Origin of the sequence: Klebsiella aerogenes KCTC 2190, assembly GCF_000215745.1 — a bacterium.
Lineage (GTDB): Bacteria > Pseudomonadota > Gammaproteobacteria > Enterobacterales > Enterobacteriaceae > Klebsiella > Klebsiella aerogenes.
The window spans coordinates 1,311,249-1,334,660 of record NC_015663.1 but is presented as its reverse complement, the minus strand read 5'-3'; the positions used below and the strand labels follow the sequence as shown (position 1 = coordinate 1,334,660).

At 55.1% G+C, this 23,412-nt stretch carries 26 protein-coding genes; 9 read left to right on the top strand and 17 right to left on the bottom strand.

What is annotated here, in order from left to right:
• Window positions 1–17: 17 nt before the first annotated feature.
• Both rpoZ and gmk read right to left on the bottom strand, forming a co-directional pair.
• The gene (gene rpoZ, locus EAE_RS06510; RefSeq protein WP_000135058.1) at window positions 18–293 is read right to left on the bottom strand and encodes a DNA-directed RNA polymerase subunit omega; all 276 of its coding nucleotides are present in this window, start codon (window positions 291–293) and stop codon (window positions 18–20) included.
• Between the two features lie 54 nt (window positions 294–347).
• On the bottom strand, window positions 348–971 hold the full coding sequence (gene gmk / locus EAE_RS06505; RefSeq protein ID WP_015369144.1) for a guanylate kinase: 624 nt from the start codon (window positions 969–971) through the stop codon (window positions 348–350).
• Window positions 972–1,229: 258 nt separating this feature from the next.
• Here gmk and ligB point away from each other — a divergent pair, with 258 nt between their 5' ends.
• Complete coding sequence (gene ligB / locus EAE_RS06500) at window positions 1,230–2,903, top strand: NAD-dependent DNA ligase LigB (protein WP_015703813.1); 1,674 nt, start codon at window positions 1,230–1,232, stop codon at window positions 2,901–2,903.
• 4 nt (window positions 2,904–2,907) lie between these two features.
• On the opposite strand, the gene EAE_RS06495 is transcribed toward ligB, so the two are convergent.
• Together EAE_RS06495 and EAE_RS06490 are read right to left on the bottom strand one after the other, a co-directional pair.
• Window positions 2,908–3,525: a trimeric intracellular cation channel family protein gene (locus EAE_RS06495; RefSeq protein ID WP_015703812.1), complete on the bottom strand. Its 618-nt coding sequence runs from the start codon at window positions 3,523–3,525 to the stop codon at window positions 2,908–2,910.
• A gap of 206 nt (window positions 3,526–3,731) precedes the next feature.
• Complete coding sequence (locus EAE_RS06490; protein ID WP_015369148.1) at window positions 3,732–4,595, bottom strand: YicC/YloC family endoribonuclease; 864 nt, start codon at window positions 4,593–4,595, stop codon at window positions 3,732–3,734.
• Between the two features lie 170 nt (window positions 4,596–4,765).
• On the opposite strand from EAE_RS06490, the gene rph reads away from it, so the two are divergent.
• Both rph and pyrE read left to right on the top strand, forming a co-directional pair.
• A complete protein-coding gene (rph, locus tag EAE_RS06485) occupies window positions 4,766–5,482 on the top strand; it encodes a ribonuclease PH (RefSeq protein WP_015369149.1) in 717 nt (238 codons plus the stop codon).
• Between the two features lie 112 nt (window positions 5,483–5,594).
• Entirely contained in the window at window positions 5,595–6,236 is a 642-nt protein-coding gene (gene pyrE / locus EAE_RS06480) for an orotate phosphoribosyltransferase (RefSeq protein ID WP_015703811.1), read from the top strand.
• A gap of 94 nt (window positions 6,237–6,330) precedes the next feature.
• Here the strand turns inward: pyrE and slmA are convergent, their stop codons facing one another.
• From slmA to coaBC, 3 genes are all read right to left on the bottom strand, one after another.
• A complete protein-coding gene (gene slmA / locus EAE_RS06475; protein ID WP_015369151.1) occupies window positions 6,331–6,927 on the bottom strand; it encodes a nucleoid occlusion factor SlmA in 597 nt (198 codons plus the stop codon).
• Window positions 6,928–7,051: 124 nt separating this feature from the next.
• Complete coding sequence (gene dut, locus EAE_RS06470; RefSeq protein ID WP_020077682.1) at window positions 7,052–7,510, bottom strand: dUTP diphosphatase; 459 nt, start codon at window positions 7,508–7,510, stop codon at window positions 7,052–7,054.
• Window positions 7,488–8,699 carry a bifunctional phosphopantothenoylcysteine decarboxylase/phosphopantothenate--cysteine ligase CoaBC gene (gene coaBC / locus EAE_RS06465; RefSeq protein WP_015703809.1) on the bottom strand — a complete coding sequence of 404 codons (1,212 nt, stop codon included), beginning with the start codon at window positions 8,697–8,699 and terminating at the stop codon, window positions 7,488–7,490. The genes dut and coaBC overlap by 23 nt, the downstream gene beginning before the upstream one ends.
• Window positions 8,700–8,876: 177 nt before the next feature.
• Between coaBC and radC the strand changes: the two genes are divergently transcribed.
• The 4 genes from radC to mutM all read left to right on the top strand — a co-directional run bounded on the left by radC (window position 8,877) and on the right by mutM (window position 11,174).
• Window positions 8,877–9,542 (top strand): RadC family protein, encoded by a 666-nt coding sequence (radC, locus tag EAE_RS06460; RefSeq protein ID WP_015369154.1) that lies wholly within the window; start codon window positions 8,877–8,879, stop codon window positions 9,540–9,542.
• A gap of 217 nt (window positions 9,543–9,759) precedes the next feature.
• Window positions 9,760–9,996: a 50S ribosomal protein L28 gene (rpmB, locus tag EAE_RS06455; RefSeq protein ID WP_002436699.1), complete on the top strand. Its 237-nt coding sequence runs from the start codon at window positions 9,760–9,762 to the stop codon at window positions 9,994–9,996.
• 20 nt (window positions 9,997–10,016) lie between these two features.
• A complete protein-coding gene (rpmG, locus tag EAE_RS06450; protein WP_002922510.1) occupies window positions 10,017–10,184 on the top strand; it encodes a 50S ribosomal protein L33 in 168 nt (55 codons plus the stop codon).
• Between the two features lie 180 nt (window positions 10,185–10,364).
• The gene (mutM, locus tag EAE_RS06445; protein WP_015369156.1) at window positions 10,365–11,174 is read left to right on the top strand and encodes a bifunctional DNA-formamidopyrimidine glycosylase/DNA-(apurinic or apyrimidinic site) lyase; all 810 of its coding nucleotides are present in this window, start codon (window positions 10,365–10,367) and stop codon (window positions 11,172–11,174) included.
• Window positions 11,175–11,252: 78 nt separating this feature from the next.
• Here mutM and coaD read toward each other — a convergent pair whose 3' ends face one another.
• The 7 genes from coaD to rfaQ form a co-directional block, all read right to left on the bottom strand.
• A complete protein-coding gene (gene coaD / locus EAE_RS06440) occupies window positions 11,253–11,732 on the bottom strand; it encodes a pantetheine-phosphate adenylyltransferase (RefSeq protein ID WP_015703808.1) in 480 nt (159 codons plus the stop codon).
• A gap of 2 nt (window positions 11,733–11,734) precedes the next feature.
• The gene (locus tag EAE_RS06435) at window positions 11,735–12,505 is read right to left on the bottom strand and encodes a glycosyltransferase family 2 protein (RefSeq protein ID WP_015703807.1); all 771 of its coding nucleotides are present in this window, start codon (window positions 12,503–12,505) and stop codon (window positions 11,735–11,737) included.
• Window positions 12,505–13,779 (bottom strand): lipid IV(A) 3-deoxy-D-manno-octulosonic acid transferase, encoded by a 1,275-nt coding sequence (gene waaA / locus EAE_RS06430; protein ID WP_015369159.1) that lies wholly within the window; start codon window positions 13,777–13,779, stop codon window positions 12,505–12,507. Before waaA ends, EAE_RS06435 begins: the two co-directional genes overlap by 1 nt.
• A 92-nt stretch (window positions 13,780–13,871) precedes the next feature.
• Window positions 13,872–14,861, bottom strand: coding sequence for a glycosyltransferase (locus tag EAE_RS06425; RefSeq protein ID WP_015703806.1), 990 nt, complete (start codon window positions 14,859–14,861; stop codon window positions 13,872–13,874).
• 30 nt (window positions 14,862–14,891) lie between these two features.
• Window positions 14,892–15,986, bottom strand: coding sequence for a glycosyltransferase (locus EAE_RS06420; protein WP_015703805.1), 1,095 nt, complete (start codon window positions 15,984–15,986; stop codon window positions 14,892–14,894).
• Between the two features lie 2 nt (window positions 15,987–15,988).
• Window positions 15,989–17,116 (bottom strand): glycosyltransferase family 4 protein, encoded by a 1,128-nt coding sequence (locus tag EAE_RS06415; protein ID WP_015703804.1) that lies wholly within the window; start codon window positions 17,114–17,116, stop codon window positions 15,989–15,991.
• Window positions 17,113–18,189 carry a putative lipopolysaccharide heptosyltransferase III gene (rfaQ, locus tag EAE_RS06410; protein WP_015703803.1) on the bottom strand — a complete coding sequence of 359 codons (1,077 nt, stop codon included), beginning with the start codon at window positions 18,187–18,189 and terminating at the stop codon, window positions 17,113–17,115. The genes EAE_RS06415 and rfaQ overlap by 4 nt, the downstream gene beginning before the upstream one ends.
• Before the next feature lie 111 nt (window positions 18,190–18,300).
• Between rfaQ and EAE_RS06405 the strand changes: the two genes are divergently transcribed.
• Both EAE_RS06405 and EAE_RS06400 read left to right on the top strand, forming a co-directional pair.
• Entirely contained in the window at window positions 18,301–19,263 is a 963-nt protein-coding gene (locus EAE_RS06405) for a polysaccharide deacetylase family protein (RefSeq protein WP_015703802.1), read from the top strand.
• Window positions 19,264–19,282: 19 nt separating this feature from the next.
• Window positions 19,283–20,359: a glycosyltransferase family 9 protein gene (locus EAE_RS06400; protein WP_032709395.1), complete on the top strand. Its 1,077-nt coding sequence runs from the start codon at window positions 19,283–19,285 to the stop codon at window positions 20,357–20,359.
• A 25-nt stretch (window positions 20,360–20,384) separates the two neighbouring features.
• Here the strand turns inward: EAE_RS06400 and EAE_RS06395 are convergent, their stop codons facing one another.
• From EAE_RS06395 to rfaC, 3 genes are read right to left on the bottom strand one after another with little or no spacing between them, the layout of a single operon-like run.
• Window positions 20,385–21,554 (bottom strand): O-antigen ligase family protein, encoded by a 1,170-nt coding sequence (locus EAE_RS06395; protein ID WP_032709394.1) that lies wholly within the window; start codon window positions 21,552–21,554, stop codon window positions 20,385–20,387.
• Window positions 21,532–22,440, bottom strand: coding sequence for a sugar glycosyltransferase (locus EAE_RS06390; RefSeq protein WP_015703799.1), 909 nt, complete (start codon window positions 22,438–22,440; stop codon window positions 21,532–21,534). Before EAE_RS06390 ends, EAE_RS06395 begins: the two co-directional genes overlap by 23 nt.
• Window positions 22,440–23,411, bottom strand: coding sequence for a lipopolysaccharide heptosyltransferase RfaC (rfaC, locus tag EAE_RS06385; RefSeq protein WP_015703798.1), 972 nt, complete (start codon window positions 23,409–23,411; stop codon window positions 22,440–22,442). Before rfaC ends, EAE_RS06390 begins: the two co-directional genes overlap by 1 nt.
• Window position 23,412: the final 1 nt, after the last annotated feature.

Sequence of the window (23,412 nt, the reverse complement as noted above, 5' to 3'; positions counted from 1 at the left end):
GGCGACCCGCTGTGTGATTAACGACGACCTTCAGCAATCGCGGTAACGGCTTGTAATTCAGCGGCTTCCTGCTCTTGCTGTTCCTGGCGCTCACGTACGTCAAGGATCTGGTTGTTGATCAGACCTTCTTCGATTTCGCGCAGTGCGATAACGGTGGTTTTATCGTTTTCTTCCGGTACCAGCGGATCCTTTCCGCCTACCTGCATCTGACGAGCGCGACGCGCGGCGACCAGTACCAGGTCAAAACGGTTACCAATTTTCTCTACAGCGTCCTGAACAGTTACGCGTGCCATACTTAAAATGCTCCACAGGTGAAGAAATGACTGGGCATGATACTGAATGTGGGTTCAGTCTGCCAATAGTTTGGTGATTAAAGCGCCATGTCGCTGCTTTTGGCGGCTCATGCGCAGACGTTCAGCGCGGATAATGTTTTTCAGATCGCCTAAAGCGGTATCAAAATCATCATTCACAATAAGGTAATCATATTCCGCGTAATGGCTCATTTCTGCAACTGCCTGCGCCATACGTTTTGCGATGACTTCCTCGCTGTCCTGACCGCGGCCGCGCAGGCGGCGGTCAAGCTCGTCTTTTGACGGCGGCAGAATAAAGATACTGCGCGCACCGGGCATTTTATTACGGATTTGCTGGGCGCCCTGCCAGTCGATATCAAGAAAAACATCAACGCCGGTCGCCAGAACCTGCTCGATAGCTTCACGAGAGGTCCCGTAATAATTGCCAAAAACCTCAGCGTGCTCAAGGAAAGCGTCTTCGCTAATCATCGACCTGAATTTATCGTGATCGACAAAGAAATAGTGTTCACCGTGAACTTCACCCGGGCGCGGATTGCGCGTGGTATGCGAAACAGAAACCTGGGAATCGTACAACGGTTGGGTTTTCAATAAAGCCTGAATCAGGCTGGATTTACCCGCGCCGCTAGGGGCGGAAACAATATAAAGCGTGCCTTGAGCCATGAGTGTCTTTTGTATGTGATTGTCGAAAGAGATCCTACATACGAGCCTATTATACACGCCGCCGCCGCGTGAGGCAGTCATTGTCACACTTTTTGCCGCTGTTTCTTTCATTTTGCCTGCTGCTTTCCTGATTTCTTAAGCAGTTGCAGCAACAAGGCGTAAATCCTGGAAAGCCGCTCGCAGCGTAATGATTTGCCTGTCGCCGCGGCTTCGGTCTTTAGCGCACGATGCCGCAAGGTAGAACAAGGAGGTAAAGGCATGTGCAGATGGCTGATAGCGGCAGCGTTATGGATGGCGGCGGCAATGGCAATGGCGGCCTGCCCGGCGTGGTCTTTGCAACAAGCCGGGCAGGAGATAGAGCGCCTGAGCCAGCAGATTGTCGACTGGAAAGCGGCCTACTGGCAGCAGGGCAGTAGCGAGGTCAGCGATGAGGTCTACGACATGCTATCTGCCCGGTTGGCGCAGTGGCGGCGCTGCTTCGGTCAGGAGACGCCTGAAGACGAGCTGCCGCCGCCGCGCGGCGAAGTCAAACATCCCATCGCGCATACCGGGGTGCGTAAACTGCCCGATGCCGCGAGCGTCGGCCGCTGGATGCGCGAGAAACCCAATCTGTGGGTACAGCCGAAAGTCGACGGTGTGGCGGTGACGCTGGTTTATCGCGGGGGTAGGTTAATACAGGCGATTAGCCGCGGCGACGGTCTGGCGGGGGAAGACTGGACGGCAAAAGTGCGCCAGATCCCCGGCGTACCGCAAACTACCGCAGGAGCGCTGGCAAATAGCGTGCTACAGGGCGAGATTTTTCAGCTGCAAGAGGGGCACATACAAAAACAGGCGGGCGGTATGAATTCACGGGCGAAAGTCGCCGGGATACTGATGCGCAAAGCGCCATCGGCAACGCTGAATACGCTGGGGGTGTTTATCTGGGCCTGGCCCGACGGTCCGGCCCGGATGTCCACCCGCCTGGCGCTGCTTGCCGACGGCGGGTTTCCTCTGGCGCAGCGCTATTCCCATCCGGTGAAAGACTGGCAGGAGACCGCCGTCTGGCGCGAGCGCTGGTTCGCCTCGCCGCTGCCCTTTGTCACCGATGGCATTGTGATCCGTGCGGAAAAAGAACCAGCCGGGGGCCGTTGGCTTCCAGGACAGGGGCACTGGGTGGCGGCCTGGAAATATCAGCCATTTTCGCAGGTGGCGGAAGTGACCACGATCCAGTTCACTGTCGGGCGCAGCGGCAAGATAGCCGTTGTGGCGCATCTCGAACCGGTAAAACTGGACGATAAGCTGGTGCGTCGGGTCAATATTGGCTCGGTGGCCCGCTGGCGGCAGTTAGACATCGTCGCCGGAGACCAGGTGCTAGTAAGCCTGGCTGGACAGGGGATCCCGCGTCTGGATAGCGTGGTCTGGCGGGCCAGCCACCGCGATGCGCCACAACCGCCTTCGCCCCGTTTTCATTCCTTAACCTGTTATTATGCGTCGTCCGAGTGCGCCGGGCAGTTTCTCTCCCGGCTGGTCTGGCTATCGTCTAAGCCAGTTCTGGATATGGGGGGAACTGGAGAGGCGCTATGGCGCACGCTAATAGACGATCGCCGCATGGCACATCTTTTTTCATGGCTGGCTTTGACGCCTGAACAACTACAGAGCGTACCAGGCATTACCAGCAAGCGTGGCCTGCGGCTGTGGCATCAGTTCAATTTGACCCGCGAGCAGCCGTTTATTCGTTGGGTGCTGGCGCTGGGGGTACCGATACCTCAGTCCGCGCAGGCGAGCGTTGCGGCAGAAAACTGGCAGCTATTGCGGGAGCGCAATGAGTCCCAGTGGCGGCAATTACCGGGGGTGGGGCAGGAAAGGGCGCGCCAGCTGGTCGTCTTTTTGCAAAACCCGGATATTGCCGCGCTGGCGCAGTGGCTCAGCGGGCAACGTATTCCGGGATTCTGAGGAATCAATGAGCGTCGTGCTTGTAGTAGAAGACCGGCAGGCCGAGCTTCCAGCGCAGGGCGAGCATACGCGCGGTAAAGCCGAAGAGCAGCGTGGCGATGACCACTACGTCATGGCTGCTGACGTAGTGCTGCAACGCGATATAAAGCACCGCGGCGGCAAAAGAGATGCCCGCGTACAGTTCTTTCTGAAACACCAGCGGGATACGCTTACAGAACATATCGCGCAGCACGCCGCCAAAGACGCCGGTGATCACGGCGGCAATAGACGCGATTATCGGCCCTTCACCCATATCCAGCGCGATTTGCGCGCCGATAATCGAGAACACGATCAGGCCCAGGGCATCCAGCACCAGGAACAGGCGGCGCAGGTGCGGCATCACCGGCGCAGCGATGGTGGTGAGGACGGCGGCAACCGCCACAATAATGACGTATTCCGGATGCTTCACCCAACCGAGCGGATAATGGCCGAGAAGGATATCGCGTACAGAACCCCCGCCGAGTGCGGTAGCGGTGGCGATAATAATCACCCCAAAGGTGTCCATACGGCGACGCCCGGCTGCTAAAGCGCCAGTCATCGCTTCCGCCGTAATACCAATCAGATAAAGAACATGAAGCAGCATAAATCCCCCACAATGATGGGCAAAGGGTAGCGATTTGTGCGGCAGATCACGATTGAGTTTTTCTAAAGCGAGCTCATTTACATGAAAAAATCTAATGCAAAAATGAAGGAGTAGTCCCCTGATATGGGGTTATGTATATTTTTCTTTTTTAAAAGTGATAAGAAAAAATAATGCTGGCCCGTAAGGCGAGCCAGCAGGAGAGGACATTACTCGATATTCTGGATCTGCTCGCGCATCTGCTCGATCAGCACCTTCAGCTCGATCGCTGAATTGGTCACGTCGGCATTGATGGATTTTGACGCCAGAGTATTCGACTCGCGGTTGAACTCCTGCATCATGAAGTCGAGGCGGCGACCCACGGCTTCTTTCTTCTTCAGAATGTTGTAGGTCTCTTTAACGTGCGCTTCCAGGCGATCGAGCTCTTCGGCGACGTCGATACGCTGAGCCATCAACACCAGCTCTTGCTCGAGACGGTTGTTTTCCAGCTGCACTTCGGCGTCTTCAAGCTTGGCGACCAGGCGCTCGCGCTGCCACTGCAGGATTTCCGGCATATGGGCGCGGACTTTGCTGACTTCGGCGCTGACGCCTTCCAGGCGTTGTTCGATCAGCGTTTTCAGTGCCTGACCTTCGGTTTCACGGGCGACGATAAAGTCGTCCAGCGCGCCGTTCAGGGCGTTGAGGATTTCAGCGGCAATCGCATCAAGGTCCTGTTCTTGCGCCGCCATCACTCCAGGCCAGCGCAGGATATCAACCGGGTTGATCTCGCCTTCATCGCTCTGCATTTTTACCCAGTTCGCGGCGTTCACCAGCTGCTTCGCCAGGTTCTCATTGAGGATCAATTCACCCTGGGCGCTGGGATCCTGTTCAAAACGCAGGGTGCATTCGATTTTGCCGCGAGTCAGACGAGAGCGGATGCGCTCGCGAACCACGGGTTCCAGGCTCCGGAACTGCTCCGGCAGGCGGAAGTAGGTTTCCAGATAGCGTTGGTTTACCGAGCGCAGTTCCCACGCGGCGCTACCCCAGTCACCCTTGATTTCACGCCGGGCATAGGCGGTCATACTGCGGATCATAGACGTTCCTGTTTTTTAAGGAGAGTGGGGAGGATTATAGCTTTCGAGGCTCTTTCAGGATAGGAATAAGCGCGCATTATCCGCATCGGCAGGCGTGCGTCGTCGCGATGCAACTTGGTCGAATTTGTGTATAATGCGCAGCCACATTCGTTTCAAGCCGGAGAGTAATCATGCGTCCAGCAGGCCGTAGCGCTAATCAGGTGCGTCCAGTAACCCTGACCCGTAACTATACAAAACATGCTGAAGGCTCCGTGCTGGTCGAATTTGGCGACACCAAAGTGCTGTGCACTGCCTCCATCGACGAAGGCGTACCGCGCTTCCTGAAAGGTCAGGGCCAGGGCTGGATCACCGCCGAATATGGCATGCTGCCGCGCTCCACCCATACCCGTAACGCTCGCGAAGCCGCTAAAGGCAAACAGGGCGGCCGCACTATGGAAATTCAGCGTTTGATTGCCCGCGCGCTGCGCGCCGCGGTGGATCTGAAAGCGCTGGGCGAGTTCACCATTACGCTCGATTGCGATGTGCTGCAGGCCGATGGCGGTACCCGTACCGCGTCCATTACCGGCGCCTGCGTTGCGCTGGCCGATGCGCTGAACAAGCTGGTTGCTGCCGGTAAACTCAAAACCAACCCAATGAAGGGAATGGTGGCCGCCGTTTCCGTGGGTATCGTTAATGGCGAAGCCATTTGCGATCTGGAGTACGTGGAAGATTCCGCCGCGGAAACCGATATGAATGTGGTAATGACCGAAGACGGTCGCATCATTGAGGTGCAGGGCACGGCGGAAGGCGAGCCGTTCACCCATGAAGAACTTCTCACTCTCCTGGCGTTAGCGCGAGGGGGAATCGAATCCATTATTGCGACGCAGAAAGCGGCGTTAGAAAATTAATGATTAAGGCGACTGAGAAGTCGCCTTTTTTTTGCGCTTTATCCCTCATTACACCTGCGAAGGATAGGGCGCGTAGTCCGACAATGATGACAGTACTAAAAGGAGCGAATCCATGAAGCCGTATCAGCGCCAGTTTATTGAGTTTGCGCTTAGCAAGCAGGTTCTTAAGTTTGGCGAATTTACGCTGAAATCCGGGCGTAAGAGCCCCTATTTCTTCAACGCCGGCCTGTTTAATACCGGGCGCGATCTGGCTCTGCTGGGCCGTTTCTACGCCGAGGCGCTGGTGGATTCCGGGATCGAGTTCGACCTGCTGTTCGGCCCGGCCTATAAAGGCATCCCTATCGCCACCACCACCGCCGTCGCGCTGGCTGAGCATCATGACCGTGACCTGCCTTACTGCTTCAACCGTAAAGAAGCGAAGACCCACGGTGAAGGCGGCAACCTGGTCGGTAGCCCGCTACAGGGCCGCGTGATGCTGGTGGACGACGTGATTACCGCCGGTACCGCAATTCGTGAATCAATGGAAATTATTCAGGCTAATGGCGCTGAACTGGCTGGCGTGCTCATCTCGCTTGACCGCCAGGAGCGCGGTCGCGGCGAGATCTCTGCGATTCAGGAAGTGGAACGTGATTATGGCTGCAAAGTGATTTCTATCGTCACTCTGAAAGACCTTATCGCCTATCTGGAAGAAAAGCCTGAGATGGCTGAGCATTTGGCATCGGTACGCGCTTACCGCGAAGCCTACGGCGTCTGAAGATGAGCCCGGCAGCCAGCGGCTGCCGGTATAGCCAGAGCACGCTGAGAAGGTGAATGATGAGCCATGCAGCCTTGCGGCTGCATATTGAGATTTATTGCAGTTGCGCCGCGACCAGCGGCCAGCGGGCATCGAAATCATCCGTAGGGCGGTACTTGAACTCGCTACGCACAAAACGCGACAGCATGCCTTCGCAAAATGCCAGCAGCTGGCTTGCCAGTAGCGTCTCGTCGAGGGTGTAGCCTTCTCCCTCACGCATTTTCTTTTCACGCATCACCTGACGCAATTGAACTTCGATACGTTCAAATAGCTGGTTGATACGACCCTGCAGACGGTCCTGTTCGAACATTAAGGCGTGGCCGGTGAGGATACGCGTCAGCCCAGGATTACGCTCGCCAAACCCAAGAATCAGCAGAACAATCAGGCGCAGACGAGCCGTGGTGTCCTTTTCATCTTTCAAAATCAAATTGATGCGCGTAATCAGACTGTCTTCAATGAACTCGATCAGGCTGTCAAACATGCGGGTTTTACTGGGAAAATGACGGTATAACGCCGCTTCGGAAACACCGACGGAGGCCGCCAGTTTCGCCGTGGTAATACGTTGACTACCATCGCTGGATTCAAGCATCAGCGCCAGAGACTGAAGTATTTCTTCGCGACGATTCCTTTTCGCAGTTTGTTTTTCTGCCATGTTTTAAAATACCCCTGAAAATAAGCACTTGTCAGGCAGGCATCCACAAAGCGACCGCAAACCTTAGTTTGCGGTGATGTTATTGCATTATGCGCTTTGGGATGCGGGTTCCGTATAGCCGGGCTTATTTGCGCCCTGAGTGGCCGAATCCGCCTTCGCCGCGGTCGGTGGCGTCAAATTCTTCCACCAGATTAAACTCCGCCTGTACCACCGGCACAAAGACCATCTGCGCGATGCGCTCGCCCGGCTCGATAGTAAAGCTCTGCTGGCCGCGGTTCCAGACGGACACCATCAGCTGGCCCTGGTAGTCGGAGTCGATAAGTCCGACCAGGTTGCCCAGCACGACGCCATGTTTATGGCCCAGGCCGGAACGCGGCAGAATCACCGCCGCCAGAGACGGATCGGCGATATGAATCGCAAGGCCAGTCGGCAGCAGGGTGGTTGCGCCCGGCGCCAGCTCTACGGCGTCGTCAAGACAGGCACGCAGGTCAAGTCCGGCTGAGCCGGAGGTGGCATAGGTTGGCAACGGAAATTGCTTGCCAACACGCGGGTCCAGAATCTTAACGTCGATTTTTTTCATCATAACGGGTAACGATCTCGTCGAGTAATAATTGGCCCAGGAATTCCTTGCGCTCAAGTGGTAAGCGCTTATCCCCATCCTGCCAGAAAAGGTGTAATGCGTTGTTATCGCTATTAAAACCTTGATTTGGCTGAGAAACATCATTGGCGCAAATCAGGTCGAGATTTTTGCGGGCACGTTTTTGCCGGGCGTATTCTTCCACATTATTTGTTTCGGCGGCAAATCCAACAACGTACGGGCGGTGATTTTTTAGTGCGGCCACCCCGGCGACGATGTCCGGGTTTTTGACCATTTTTATTGTTAATTCATCACCTTGTTTTTTGATTTTCTCGTCGGCGACAATCGCTGCGCGGTAGTCGGCAACGGCGGCGCAGCCGATGAAAATATGCTGCTGTTGCACGCCATTCTGCACCGCCGCTTCCATTTCCAGCGCGGTGCCAACATCGATGCGCTGCACAAACGGCGGCGTCGGCAGCGACACCGGGCCGCTAACCAGCGTGACGTTCGCACCGCGTTGTGCGGCGGCGGCGGCAATCGCGAAGCCCATTTTGCCGGAGCTATGGTTGGTGATGTAGCGCACTGGGTCCAGCGGCTCGCGGGTTGGGCCCGCGGTAATCATGATGTTGAGATGTTGCAAATCTTTGACAGGCGAGAAATGCTGCGCCGCCATCTCCACGATAGTCAGCGGATCGAGCATGCGGCCCGGGCCAACGTCGCCGCAGGCCTGGCTGCCGCTATCGGGGCCCCATACCAACAGGCCGCGGGCGGCAATAGTGGCAAGGTTGTCTTGGGTGGCGGCGGCGCGATACATCTGTTGGTTCATCGCCGGAACGACGACCACCGGAGAGGGCGTAGCCAGGCAAATCGTGGAGACCAGATCGTTCGCCATACCGGCGGCGACGCGGGCGATTAAATCGGCGGTTGCCGGGGCAAGGATAACCAGATCGGCCCACTTGCCCAGTTCAATATGGCCCATTGCCGCTTCGGCAGCCGGATCCAGCAGGCTATCGGAGACCGGGTAACCGGAAACCGCCTGCAGGCTCAACGGGGTAATAAAGGCCTTGGCGGCTTCGGTCATGGCGACGCGTACATCGGCGCCGCGTTCTCGCAGTCGGCGCACCAGTTCTGGCGTTTTATAGGCGGCGATGCCGCCGCTCACGCCGAGAACGATCTTTTTACCAGCCAGACTCATCATGATTTTGTCCTGTTGAAATACACCAGAATCCGCGCATCTTATCACAATCCCGGTGGCATCGTGCGTATGCCGGACACTCACTTTGCGAGGGGCTACGCAGGCCTTGAAATCACCGGTCGGCAGCGCGAAAAGGGTATGCCAGGATGGGCGAGGAACGGGAAAGGAGACAGGGTAATGGATATACAGGAATCATTGATGCCGCGGGAAAAAATGCTGCGCGACGGTATTGAAACGTTGAGCGACGTTGAGCTGCTGGCGTTGTTTTTGCGTACCGGTACGCGTACCCAGGATGTACTGACATTTTCACACAGCTTGCTACAGCGCTTCGGTTCGCTGTACGGGCTGTTATCGGCTGAGATAGAACAATTTGCAGATATCGACGGTATCGGCATTGCGAAATATGCGCAACTTAAAGGTATTGCCGAGCTGGCGCGGCGTTATTTTAGCCTGCGGATGAGAGAGGAACCGTCGCTGGTCACGCCGCTCATGACGCGAGAATTTTTACAAAGCCAGCTCGCCGATGAAGAGCGGGAGATCTTTATGGCGATCTTTTTAGATAATCAGAACCGGGTATTGAAACATAGCCGCCTTTTTTCTGGTACTCTTAGCCACGTAGAGGTGCATCCGCGAGAAATTGTACGCGAAGCAATCAAAGTGAACGCCGCCGCGGTGATCCTTGCCCATAATCATCCTTCAGGTAGTCCTGAACCGAGTAAGTCGGATAAGTTGATGACCGACAGGGTGGTTAAGTGTTGTAGATTCATGGAGATACGCGTGCTTGATCATCTGATTATTGGCCGCGGCGCGTACGTCTCTTTTGCCGAACGTGGCTGGATTTAGCCCCGATCATGCGATCTATCGGGATCTTTGTCTGTTCGGGACTTGAGCACACCGCCGAGTCAGCGTATACTACGCCACCTTTGAGAATCTCGGGTTTGGCATTTGGGCCTGGCAATCGAGAGTTCAATAGAACTATGCGATGACCGGGCTGTAAAGCCTGACGAGGCGCCAATACCCCATACGAAGCTCGAGCTAATTTGATTTTTGGAGAATAGACATGTCCCGAGTCTGCCAAGTTACTGGCAAGCGTCCGGTGACCGGTAACAACCGTTCCCACGCACTGAACGCGACTAAACGCCGTTTCCTGCCGAACCTGCACTCTCACCGTTTCTGGGTTGAGAGCGAGAAGCGTTTTGTCACCCTGCGCGTATCTGCTAAAGGTATGCGTGTAATCGATAAAAAAGGCATCGATACAGTTCTGTCTGAACTGCGTGCCCGTGGCGAAAAGTACTAAGTACTTAGAGGAAATAAATCATGGCTAAAGGTATTCGTGAGAAAATCAAGCTGGTTTCTTCCGCTGGTACTGGTCACTTCTATACCACCACGAAGAACAAGCGTACCAAACCGGAAAAAATGGAACTGAAAAAGTACGATCCGGTTGTACGTCAGCACGTTATCTACAAAGAAGCTAAAATCAAATAATTTTAGTCTCCTTGTACTAAAACCCCGCTCCGGCGGGGTTTTTTGTTTTATGCTTCATCCTTCGAGCTACAGGTGCGTTGGCTGCATGCGTTCAGCCTGGCCGCTTGCTTCGTTAAGCCTACCGGCCTCTCTTCCCGCTGCCTCCCTGTCACCCGAAACTGTGTGGTTAAGAGGAAAAAAATGCCTGAATTACCTGAAGTCGAAACCAGCCGTCGCGGCATTGAGCCGCATCTGGTGGGCGCTAACATCCTGCATGCCGTAGTGCGCAACGGGCGCCTGCGTTGGCCAGTATCCGAAGAGATTTACCGCCTCAGCGACGAACCGGTGCTGAGCGTGCGCCGACGCGCCAAATACCTGCTGCTGGAGCTGCGTCACGGCTGGATCATTATTCATCTTGGTATGTCTGGCAGCCTGCGCATCCTCAGTGAGGAGCAGCCGGCTGAAAAACACGACCACGTCGACCTGGTGCTGAGCAACGGTAAAGTACTGCGCTATACCGATCCTCGCCGCTTTGGCGCCTGGTTATGGACTAAAGAGCTGGATGGTCATCCGGTGCTGGCGCATCTCGGCCCGGAGCCGCTAAGCGATGAATTCAACGCCGACTATCTCCAGCAGCGTTGCGCGAAGAAGAAAACCGCCATTAAACCCTGGCTGATGGATAACAAGCTGGTGGTGGGCGTGGGCAATATCTACGCCAGCGAATCGCTGTTTTCCGCCGGGATCCATCCCGATCGGCTGGCCTCGTCGCTCTCGCATCAGGAATGCGAGTGGTTAGTGAAGATGATTAAGCTGGTGCTGCTGCGCTCGATTGAGCAGGGTGGAACGACGCTGAAGGATTTCCTGCAAAGCGACGGTAAACCGGGATATTTCGCCCAGGAACTGCAGGTATATGGCCGCAAAGGCGAGCCGTGCCGGATCTGCGGCACGCCGATTATCGCCAGCAAACACGCTCAGCGCGCGACCTTTTATTGCCGCCAGTGTCAGAAGTAGTGGAGAGGGTTGCGGATTATGCCAGGCCGGGTAAGCTGGTAGCCCCGCTACGCGCAGCGCGAGCGGGGGCAGGAAATGCTACTTCAGCTTATTTAACAGCGCCTGATGTACGTTAGGCGGCAGGAAGTGGGAGACGTCGCCCTGGTGGCGCGCCACTTCCTTAACCAGCGATGAAGAGATAAACGACCACTCTTTGCACGGCATCAGGAACACGCTTTCCAGCGTGGGCATCAAATGGCGGTTCATGTGCGCCAGCTGCATTTCATATTCGAAATCCGCCACTGCCCGCAGGCCGCGAATTAAAATATTCGCCTGCTGCGCGCGGGCGAAATTGGCCATCAAATCGCTGAAGCCAATCACCTCAACGTTGACCAGATGCGCCGTTGCCTGCTCCGCCAGCGCAATGCGTTCATCGAGGCTAAACATTGGTTTTTTGCTCGGGCTGGCGGCGATGGCCAGCAAAACCTTATCAAACATACCCGCCGCGCGGGTGACGATATCGATATGGCCGTTGGTGATAGGGTCAAAGGTGCCCGGATAGATCGCTTTTGTGCCCATAATTACACTTTCTCCGAGTAGCCGCGGCTGAGTGCCCACAGCTCGGTGTATTTATTAAACGTGTATTGCGCATTGACTACCGCCAGCAGCCAACCCTGTTTTCCATCCAGTACGCCGCCGCGCAGCAGCAGCGTTTTCACGAAGGCGCCCAGCGTATGGCTGAAAATCCCCGCCATCGAGGTCTTCTTGCCCTTCTGATGGCGCTCAAGCGCCCAGGCCGCGGCATAGGCGAGCTGTTTCTGCTGGAAGCCGGAGAAATCGCGACAGGTCAGGTGCAGCAGATCGCCGCTGAGCGGCACGACTTCGGCGCCGAGGCTATCCAGAGATTCATGCACCAGATTATCGTTATAGCGGTAACGCGCGCGTTCGTACAGGCGCATCACCCGATCGGGATACCAGCCGCTGTGGCGCATAAAGCGCCCGAGGAAGTAGTTACGCCGGGCGATGCTATAGATAACGCCGCGCTGCGGCGCGTCCAGTACCTTGAGGATAGACTCTTTCAGCTCAGGCGTAACGCGCTCGTCGGTATCAATCATCAGCACCCAGTCGTGAGTGGCGTAATCTTGCGCGCGCTGGCGCTGAATGCCGTAGCCTTGCCAGTCGGTGTTGCTATAGACCTGGGCACCGAGGCTACGGGCCAGTTCGACGGTATTGTCGGTACTGCCGGAGTCCAGCACCACCACTTCATCCGCCCAGCTTACCGACGCCAGGCAATCGGCGAGCAGGTCGGCGGCGTTTTTGACGATCATCACGACGGAGAGTCGGGTCGACATTAGTGGCTCCGCTGCGGCAGGTAGGGTTGCAATAACTGTAGCAGACGCGACAGCGCGCCCTGGTTTTGATGCAGTACTTCCACCGCGTGGCGACCGTACCACAGTCGATAATCTTCGTCCGTCAGCAGGGTAGAAACCTCTCTGACCAGCGAGTCGGCGTCCGTGACGGTGATCAGGCCATCGTCCTGCTGCAGCTTGGCGCAGATATCTTTAAAGTTGAAGGTGTGCGGACCCATTAGCACCGGAATAGCGTGGGCGGCGGGTTCGAGCGGGTTGTGTCCACCGCGTTCAACCAGGCTGCCGCCGACGAACGCCAGGTCGGCAATGCCGTAGAGCAGCATCAATTCGCCCATGGTATCGCCAATCACCACCTGAGTGCTGTTAGACGGAATTTCACCGGTGCTGCGCATCGTGAAGCTCATCCCGGCTTTTTGCACCATGTCGCGGGCGTCGCCGAAGCGTTCCGGATGGCGCGGCACGAGGATCAGCAGCAGGTCGGGGAAGGTTTCCAGCAGTTTTTTATGTGCCTGCAGGATGATTTGTTCTTCGCCGTCGTGAGTGCTGGTGGCTATCCACACTTTACGGTGCGGCGCCCATTGGCGACGCAGGGTAACGGCGCGGGCCGCCAGTTCCGGGGTGACGGAAATATCGAATTTCAGGCTGCCGGTCACCGCCAGTTGGTTACGTTTAAGGCCGAGCGCGAGGAAGCGGTTGCCGTCCTCTTCATTTTGCGCGGCGATAAGCGTAATACGGCTTAACAGGCGGCGCATGAAGCCGCCGAGTTTGGCATAGCCTTTCGCGGAACGCTCTGATAGGCGTGCGTTAGCGATAACCAGCGGGATTTTACGTTTGTGCAGCGCAGCGACCATGTTCGGCCACAGCTCGGTTTCCATCACGATGACCAGTTTCGGCTGTACGCTGTTGAGGAAACGGTTCATGGCGCAGGGTAGGTCATACGGCAGATAGACGTGATGAACATCTTTACCGAAGGCAGACATCGCGCGCTCTGAGCCGGTTGGCGTCATGGTGGTGACGGTGATCGGCAGTGAAGGATAGCGATGACGTAGCGCGCGTACTAACGGGATCGCCGCCAGCGTTTCACCGACGGAGACGGAGTGCAGCAGAATGCCATCCGGCACTACCTTGTTTTGACAGAAGCCATAACGTTCAGCCCAGCGTTTACGGTATGCCGGGGCCTTACGGCTGCGCAGCAGCAGTCGCAGCCACACCAGCGGCTGAATGAGGTAGAGTAGGGTGGTATAAAGCAATTCCAAACTATTTATCCGTTTTAGGTTTTTTGCGGGCAAATTCTAAGCATTTAACCCGCGTAAAGCTATCTCTTTGGCGGAAACCGAGGGATTTCGGCCTATGCGGCGTTGAGATAGCGCTTTATGCGCAAATAGCGGCGTCCCAGACGCCAGCGTAAACGGAACGTGCAGGCGTTAGTCCAGATCAGGCGCCAGATGCCGCGTTCGAAGAATTCTTTAATGATAATATGCTTTTTCGACTCATCTTTCATGCAGTCGAAGGTATGGATAATCCCCAACCCTTCTTTGGCTATCTGCCAGCGGCAGGCGGGAATGTGCCGTACCTTGTCTGGATAGCGCTGGTTGATGGCGCTGAGCATCTCGAGGATCTTCATATAATGGCGCGCTGAGCGCATCAGCGTATCGTCGTTGTCTGGCTTATGCGACACCGATTCCGAGTGAATGTAATAGTCGTAAAATTGCTCGCTGGTGTACTGCACACGCTCGGCGGCCAGTAACGCTTCCGTCGTCCAGGGAATATCCTGATGGCGCAGGCCCGGCTCAAAGTGGAAATGGTGCTGGTTAATAAAATCGCGGCGATAGATGTTCAACCAGGTGACGTGCAGGAACTTACGCGAGTCGAGCGCCTGCTTCAGCCAGACGTAACCCGGCAGGACGCCAGTGGACTGCAGGCGTTCTGGCGGGAAAATCGGATGAATGTCGTCGCGGCTTTCGTACACATAGCGGCCATTGCAGGTCGCGACATCAAGATTGCCCTTTTCCGCCATTTCCAGCAGCGTGCGGTACATGCCGGGATAGAACTTATCGTCAATATCCGGGAAGGCGAGGTATTTACCGCTTGCCGCCGCCATACCTGTATTACGCGCCACCGAGACGCCCTGATTCTCCTGCTCCAGCACGGTGACGTTCTGCAGCCTGTCTTTCCATTGGTCGATAACTGCCAGGCTACCGTCGGTAGAACCATCGTTCACCAGGATCAGCTCATAGCTTGCCAACTGTTGCTGTTCGAGGCATTCAAAGAATTGCGCAAGGAATTTTTCACCGTTATACACGGCGGCCACGATGCTCAATAAAGGCGTTTGACTCATAACTCATTCGATCCTGGTTAAAAAACGACGTCAGGCGTTGCGCAACTGACAGTACTGTTGGCAAATCGACTCTACGCTGAATTTTTCCAGCGCGGCGGAATCAATGGCCGGCGGGCTATGGTAAATGCTTTGCATCGTCTGGGCTAGCGCAGAACTGTTGAGGTCGGCAAGACCGCGGGACAATTCGCCGCGAAGGATCTCGCTTACCCCGCCAGGGCAGCGGGTGCTGGCGACCGGCGTATTCAGCAGTAGCGCTTCAACAATAACGTTGCCAAACCCTTCGCTGTCGGAGCTGAGCGTTAGCATTCTCGCATGTTTAATCCATGGTAGCGGGTTGGGCTGAAAGCCTTTAAACAGCACCCGATCGCCGACCTGCAACTGCTGCGCTAGTTGACGAAGCCGCTGTTCCTGTTCCGGTTTTCCCTGTCCCAGCAGCACCAGCGGCGCGTCGATGCCGCTTTGCGCGTAGGCTTCAATCAGTCGGTCATGGCGCTTACCGGGATGGAAGCGGCCAACGTGGATAATATAGTCCCCTTGGGGAATATCGGCCGGCGCCTCAGCCGCCGCGCGAATGGCGGCGATATCGAACGGGTTATAGATGGTTTTAAGCTGTGCCGGGCGCAGCGCGAACTGCTCGACCAAATCCTTTCCAACCGCATCGGAAACGGTCACCACGTTGCGTCCCTGGTATACCCGCTTGATTTTCTGCTGCTTCATCCAGCGGTCAAAACCGCTGCGATGACCAAGATAAGAGGTTGAGAAAACGCCGTGCAGGCAGAACCAAACGTTGCGATTCTGTAATGCCCGGCTGCGGGCGACAATGCGATCGGTTTTGTGCAGATTCGACAGTACCAGATCGAAGCGTCCATGCTGTTCTGCTTGTTTAATCGCGCGATCAAGCTGACGCGCGCGGCGGGAGAGTTCCGTCAGCTTACGCCACGGTTTGCGGCAGCGGTCGGCGATAACCTGATAATCGAGCCCTTCCGGCAGCGGATAATCGCAGACGTCGCGCAGCGAAAATAGCGATACCTGTTCGCCCTGGCTAAGAAAGTGTTCCGCCAGCGTGAGCACGACTTTTTCCGCGCCGCCGCCCGGCAGGCCATCGATAACAAACAATATGCGCATCGTTATTTCACCAGATCCTGATAGAGAGAAAGCAGCTGCGTCGACAGTCGCGCGCTGGTGCAATCCATAATTCGTTCGCGGGCGCGTGCGCCTTCAGCGGAGCCCAGCGCGCGCGTTGGCAGCGCCATCACCGCCTGCTGTAACGCGGTAATATCCAGCGCGTCGCAAACGTAGCCGTTATCACCTTCGGTGATGAACTCCGCGCCGCCGCAGCCGGTGGTGGTGATAACCGGCAGGCCGCAGGCCATCGCTTCCAGAATTACATTCGGGAATGGATCATACAGCGTCGGCAGCAGCAGTCCGTCGGCCATCTGATAGAACGGTAGCGTTTCAGACTGCATGCCGCAGAAGCGCACGCGTTCTTCGCAGTTCAGCGATTTTGCCAGCTGTTGATAGCGGTTCTGTTCTTTGTCTTTGCCGACCACCAACAGATAACGGTCGGTGGGGGCGATGGCGCGGATTGCCGCATCCAGCCCTTTGCGTTCAAAGCCGGAACCGACATAAATCAGGCAGCTAGCTTTCAGCGGTAGCTGCCATTTAGCGCGTAATGCGGCAAAGGTTTCTTCGCCAGGCGGCAGAAACCGCTGGTTATCAATAGCGTTATAGATGACGTGGATTTTATCCGCCGGCAGGCCGAAGTCTTCGATAATTTCCTGCTTGATCATCTCTGCGTTGCAAATCACCCCGCGCAGATGCGCGTCCTGATACATCTCGCGCTCCGCCTGCATCACATAACGGTGGTAGCGGTCGGCAAACAGCAGGCGGCTTTTCCAGGCCGGTAAAATGCGCGAGCGCTGTTGCAGCCAGCGGCGATGAACGCCGTCGCCGGCGCGGTACAGATCGCAACCCGGAATACGCTCATGGCTTTGCACCAGATCGAATGATTCACTCTGCCAGAGCGCGCGCGCGGCGTTGGCGAAACCGCGTTCACGGCTGATGCGCCCCCATTTGCGCGGGTTACAGATGTGAATATGCCAGTCCGGTTTAACCGGCCCTTGCCACTCGCGGGTGATGACGTTTAGTTCCAGATTAGTGCTGTCGAGGGCTTCCAGCGCGCGGGAGACAAAGCGCTCCGCGCCGCCGTCGGGGCGATACTTCTGCCGCACCAGAGCCAGCCTGAATTTACTCATGCCAGTACCTTTTTCGCCGCCGCGATGACCGCGTCGGTAGGGATTAAATCAAGATAGCGTTCTTCGGTGTTGGTGTTGATGTCGTCAGGATCGGGCAGCGGGCCGAAGTCGCCGGCCCAGATAACCTCGCCTTTCGCCTGCCACGGCCGCCAGAAGGTCAGCTTTGACGGGCCAAATAGCGCGACGAGCGGCGTACCCAGGGCTGCCGCCATATGCATCGGCACCGAATCTACGCCGATAAACAGGCGGGCGTGATCGATAACCGCCGCCAGCTGGCGGAGCGTCAACTGACCGGCTAACGAGTGCAGTCGCGCCTGCGGGCAGCCGCTGATGATGTTCTCTACCATCTGCTTTTCTTTGGCGTCAGGGCCAGAGGTGAGCACCACCGCGTAGCCTTCTGCTGATAGCGCGTTAATCAGCGCGCTCATGCGCGCTTCGCGCCAGCATTTAAAGAACCAGCGCGAGGTCGGCTGAATCACGATGTAGTTTTCCTGGAAGCCGTCCGGCAGCAGCGCGCGGCTGGTCGTCCAGTCAGATTCGCTGTAGCCCATCCGCGCCGGCGCATCATTAATCTCCAGTCCCAGCGGCGCCAGAATAGAGAGATTTTGCTGTACCGTATGCAGCTGATTGTGCTGCTGGGTAGAAGCAAGCGCGGTGTGGCAGTAGCGCCAGAACGGATGACGGCGCTTAGGGAAATCGAAACCGATGCGCGTCGGCGCACCGGTTAATTTGCTGATAATCGCGCTGGGCCACTGGTCGGCAAGGTTGAGCACCATGTCGTAGCGCTGTTGGCGTAGCGAGCGAATGAGCTGCCATTCCATCTTGAGCTGATGCCGCTTGCCCTGCTTTTTCCAATTGCGATCGATCGCGTAAATCTGGTTAATCTCCGGATTTGCCGCCAGCATGTCGCGGGTCTCAGCATACAGTAGTACATCGACGCGAGCGGCGGGATACTGCTGTTTGAGCGCGTTTACAAGCGGGGTGATCAGCAACATGTCGCCATGGTGGCGCAGCTTAATGACCAGGATCCGCGCCGGGTTCTGCTGGCCGGAGGAGAGGGTTTCAGGCGTCATACTCTGTTCTTCATCCAGGATAAGGGTTCCGATTCTAGGGGATCGCGTAGATTGAGAGAAGCGTTGTATTGCTCTACCATGGACCGATACGTATGGCCTGAGGACGTTTTCGTGCACAATCCCGCATTTCTCATCACGATTGATACAGAGGGTGATAACCTCTGGCAAAAACATGACAGCATCACCACGGAGAATGCGCGCTATCTTCCGCGTTTTCAGCAGCTTTGCGAAAAGTATGGCTTCAAACCGGTCTATTTGACCAATTATGAAATGGCCATCGACCCTTTTTATATCGAGTTTGCTAAAGATGTCATTGCGCGCGGCACCGCGGAAATCGGTATGCATCTGCACGCCTGGAACAGCCCGCCGACCGAGCCGCTGACCGCGGATGACTGGCGTCATAAGCCTTATCTCATCGAGTATAGCGATGCCGCCATGCGTGAGAAGGTCGACTATATGACCCATCTACTGGAAGATACCTTCCAGACCAAAATGGTGAGCCATCGCGCCGGGCGATGGGCGTTTGACGAGCGCTACGCGCGGCTGCTGGTGGAGTACGGTTATCAGGTGGATTGCTCGGTGACGCCGCGGGTGAACTGGAAGACCGCTAAGGGCGCGCCGCAGGGCGATGGCGGTACGGACTACCGACGCTTCCCGCAACATGCTTATTTTCTCGATGAAAATGATATCAGTCGCGAAGGGCATTCCCCGTTGCTGGAAGTGCCGATGAGCATTCAGTATAAGCACTCGGCGTGGATGAATAGCGTGAAGCAGGGCTACGATCGTTTGCGCGGTAAAGTTCGTTCGCCATCCGTGCACTGGCTGCGTCCAATGGGCGGCAACGTCGAGACGATGAAGAAAGTCGTAGAACAAACATTGACTCAGGGTAATGACTACGTGGAATATATGCTGCACTCGTCGGAGTATATGCCCGGCGGCAGTCCAACCTTTAAGAATGAGCAGGATATCGAGCGTTTATATGCCGATCTGGAAGCGTTCTTTAGTTGGCTGGCCCCGCAGGTACGAGGAATGTCGTTGGCAGAATATTACCAGCGTAAAATCACTCAGCGATAAAAACAGCCCAAGGTACCGGATGCGTATCCTTAAACAATTAACGCGGAAGAAAAATGCTTTTTTCCGCGATATTAAATTTAATTTAATTAACCATCGTTACAGAAATAAACCCGAGCGCGCACCATTCGATCCATCTTTGATTCGTCATGTTTTATTATTACGCCTTGACGATAAGGTTGGCGATATGGTGGTAACCACCGGGTGCGCCAGGCTACTTGCCGATAGAGGATTTAAAGTTTCGGTATTGACCGGACCAACATGCCAAAAAATATTAGCAGGCTTAGAGTTTCTTCAGAAAGTATATTTATATCAACCACGGATGTCGTTAACACAGTTAAAAGCGGCAGGTTTTGACGCTGTCGTTGATTTTGATGATGTGAAAAGCTACGAGCGATTTAAATTACTTTCTGAATTGCGTTTGCCCTGCGTGATTGGTTTTAACAAAGAGCAATACAAACTCTACGATCACTCCATTAACTTTTTAGATGCTAATAGTCATATTTCGCAGCGTTATAAGCAGGTAGTGAAACTCTTTGGCGGGCCAGATGAGCATTACCGCTATTATTTGCCTGGCTGTTTGAAAGAAAGAGAAAAGGTTAGCGAACTGCTGGCCAAAGCTGGAGAGACGCAACTGTGTGTCGCGATAAATCCATTTACAGCCTCAACAGATAAGGATTTTTGTCGCCATCAGGTAGAAGCGCTCGTTGAACGCCTGCATAACCTTCCTTATCGCGTAAGTATTGTGATGGTAGGACGCAGCGAAAAAATACGTCAGCTTGAACTGGATATGGTTCTTTATCTTACTGATAGCAATATTAATTCGGCGGTTGAAGTAGTACGCCACTGCGATCTTGTGATCACTCCTGATACCTCGATTGTGCATATCGCGCGAGCATTTGATAAGCCAATGGTGGCGGTGTACAACAAGCGCAAGCTTAAGGATACCGGATTGCCAGGCTATCTTATCTGGGCGCCAGGGTATGAAAAAGCGCGGCAAATTGTCTGTGAAGAAAAAAATGTCGCAGATATGAAAATAGAAGCGCTCTGGCCGGATATCAAAGCGCTGGCCGATCGACTCGTCGCCGCGCGGAAATAGAAAAAGGGGCCAGTTGGCCCTTTTTCTAGCGTTTCTTCAGCACACTCTTACTGAGCGCAATCCCTAGCGGTAGCCAGAAAAGTACCCATGTCTCACGTGGATTACTGACAATAAACATCCCCTGGGAAGCCATAAATATCAGCGCATACAGCATGATGGCCAGACTATAGCGACTGTCGTCATGGCGCTTACGCCAGGCTTGATGTAAACCGCAGACGATCACTGCCAGCAACAGCAGTAAACCAATAATCCCGCCCTTCAGCAGTGAACCGAGATAAACGCTATGCGTGGTGGTGATGTGCTCACCGCTGTAGTTGATGAAATTCAGTTCATAGCCGAAACCACGTCCCAGCCACGGTTGGTCAGCGATTTCCATCAACGTATGATGCCAGATGCTCAGGCGTAGCCCGCTTTGCGTTCCCAACTCTTCAAAACGGGTAAGCAGCATGTCGCCCACTGGCGTCAGGCAAAGTACTAATCCGATCAGTACAAGCAGTGCGCCAATAATAAGCAAATTACGCCGCGTGAAGAGATGTAGATGCAGAGTGCAACAAATAGCGATTGCCAGTGAGATCAATGGCCCACGACTTTGGGTTAACAACATCATCACCAACATGATGATAATTGGAATATATAACCAGTGGTTCGATTTTTCTTTCAATAACATACCGCTGATCAAAAGACCGATACCGCAGTAGCCTGCCAAATCTATCACGTTAGTCGGCCCTGGGTTTTCTGGCGATACAGCCCGCTCGGTCAATACCAGAGTATGATCAATAGCCAGGGTCCAGATTGAAAGTACGGTGACGCCGGCAACAATAGACAGCAACGTAAGCCGTCGGGTTTGCGAGCTACCCAGGAGCGTCGACATCAGCAGAAGGTAAAAAATCAGATAAACGCCGTGTGTTAGCGGTGAGTCGATATGCTGCGGCGTATGCCCCCAGATATTGCTGAGGGAGAAGTAGACGAAGAACGCTACCAACCCCCCCCATGTTTGCCACTGTTCACGCAAAACTTCAGCCAGCGCCTGCCGGTTATCCTGGCGCAGCAGTGACAACAGCAGTAATAAAATAGACAAATGCAGCAGGTTATTCGTGCGGGTGGACATGCAAAAAATAGCGCTAAAAAATAGAAATAAAGGGAAAACAACCGAGTAACCCTGCTTTGCAAGATTACTTATTTTTGAAGTACTCATTAAACGAAACCTTTTCGAAGATAGTTTCTGGAATAGCGCTTTCTGGCGAAAAATTAATGACCTGGATCTGCTCTTGTTGCAGTACGTTAGCCGCAAGTGCAAAAGACGGCATAACAAGATTTTCTACTTTTGTTGCCAGATAAGAAGGTAATTGGTTTTGTTGCGTTTCATAGAAGCGCGGCTGGCTGAAATTGGTCATATCCAGACCACTTATCAGAATCGTTTTGAAACCCAGCCAGGCCAGTATTTGCAAAGCCCAGTAGACGACGGTGCCGGCATCAAAAATTCCCTGTCGAATATCGGTACTAAAACACACCTCGGGCCGTTGGGGATCGAAGCGTAGGGTATCGACATGTTGATACGCTTGTTGAATCGCATGACTCGCGATTTTGGGCTGGTAAATCTTATAACAGCCATCCTCGATAAGGGCTAAACGGCAATGCAACTCATCAGCGTGGCGATCGAGAATTTTGGCGATGCCGTGCATGGTGGTGAACAAAATAATGCCGCTTTGGCGGACGATATGGCGAATAATCTCGGGCTTCTTATCGAAAAACTCCATATCGACAATGGTATAGAGCGAGAATGTGACTTTGTCCGACAGATGCCATGCGCCGTTAACGCCCATCACTGGAATGTGTTTTGGCAGCAGGGAGAAATCAATGTTGCGCGTTGAAGGGCCGGTTGCTGTCAGCAGCACTTCCCCCTGCATGCTATTGCGCAGCGAGGTTAAATCGACCAGCGGTACCGTTTTGCCTTTGTACTGTAAAGTACAAATTTCACCACTTTCCGCCCGGCGGATTTTTACCCACGGCCACAGGTTCTCATTGTGGCGATAGGCGCGCGGGCGGGTATAGCGATAAATTTGCTTAAACAGCGATCCCATTACACGAGTCCCTGTGCTTGCAACAATTGCTGAACATGCTCAGCGGTAATATCGCTGGTGCTGTTGCCGTTTGGCGGCCGGACGATATGCTGATTTTTACCATATCCGCCAATCAGTCCCGGATCGGTTGGGCCATAGAGCGTGAAATTGGGTTTATCGAGCGCCGCGGTCAGATGGCTAAGGCCGGTGTCGACGGAAACCACGCCGCGTGCGCCAGCCAGAATCTGGGCGACCTGCTCAAGACTCATGCGCGGCAATACGTCGACGTTATCGCGCCCTTCCGCCAGCCGTTTTGCCCGGGTCTCTTCATGCGGCGCGCCCCACGGCAGTTTGATCCGTATGGCGCTACCTGCCAGCAGATCGAGAAGCTCTTGCCAGCGCGCTTCCGGCCAGTGTTTATCATCGCGGGTGGTGGCGTGTAGAAAGACCAGATACGGCTCTGCTACCGGCGAGTCGGGGCGAATAAAGTGGCGCGCGATGGCGTAATCACCTTGTGTTTGTGGCCGGGCATAGCCCAGGCTTTTGGCGAACAGTTCGCGCGTACGCTCTACCGCGTGCTGCTGGACAGCAATATGGTGGCGACGGTTATAAAACAGGCTTGCCAGCGGCTCGCGGGCGGACTGCCAGTCCATGCCATGTTTAATGCCGTGCGCCAGACGCGTCACCAGCGCGGCGCTTTTCACCAGCCCCTGGGCATCGATAATAGCATCGTAGTTGACGGCCTTTACGGCCTCGCGAAAGGCTTTTCTTTCCGCTTTGATAGGCGCGGAAAACCAGGCTTTGCGCCAGCGGCGAATCGCCACCGGAATCACCCGCTCGACGGACTCATGCCATGAAGGGATCTGTGCGAAACCCTCTTCAACCACCCAATCAAAGCGGATGCCGGGAATGGCCTGCGCGGCGTCGGTTAGCGCGGGCAGCGTGTGCAGCACGTCGCCCATGGAGGAGGTTTTAACGATCAATACCCGCATC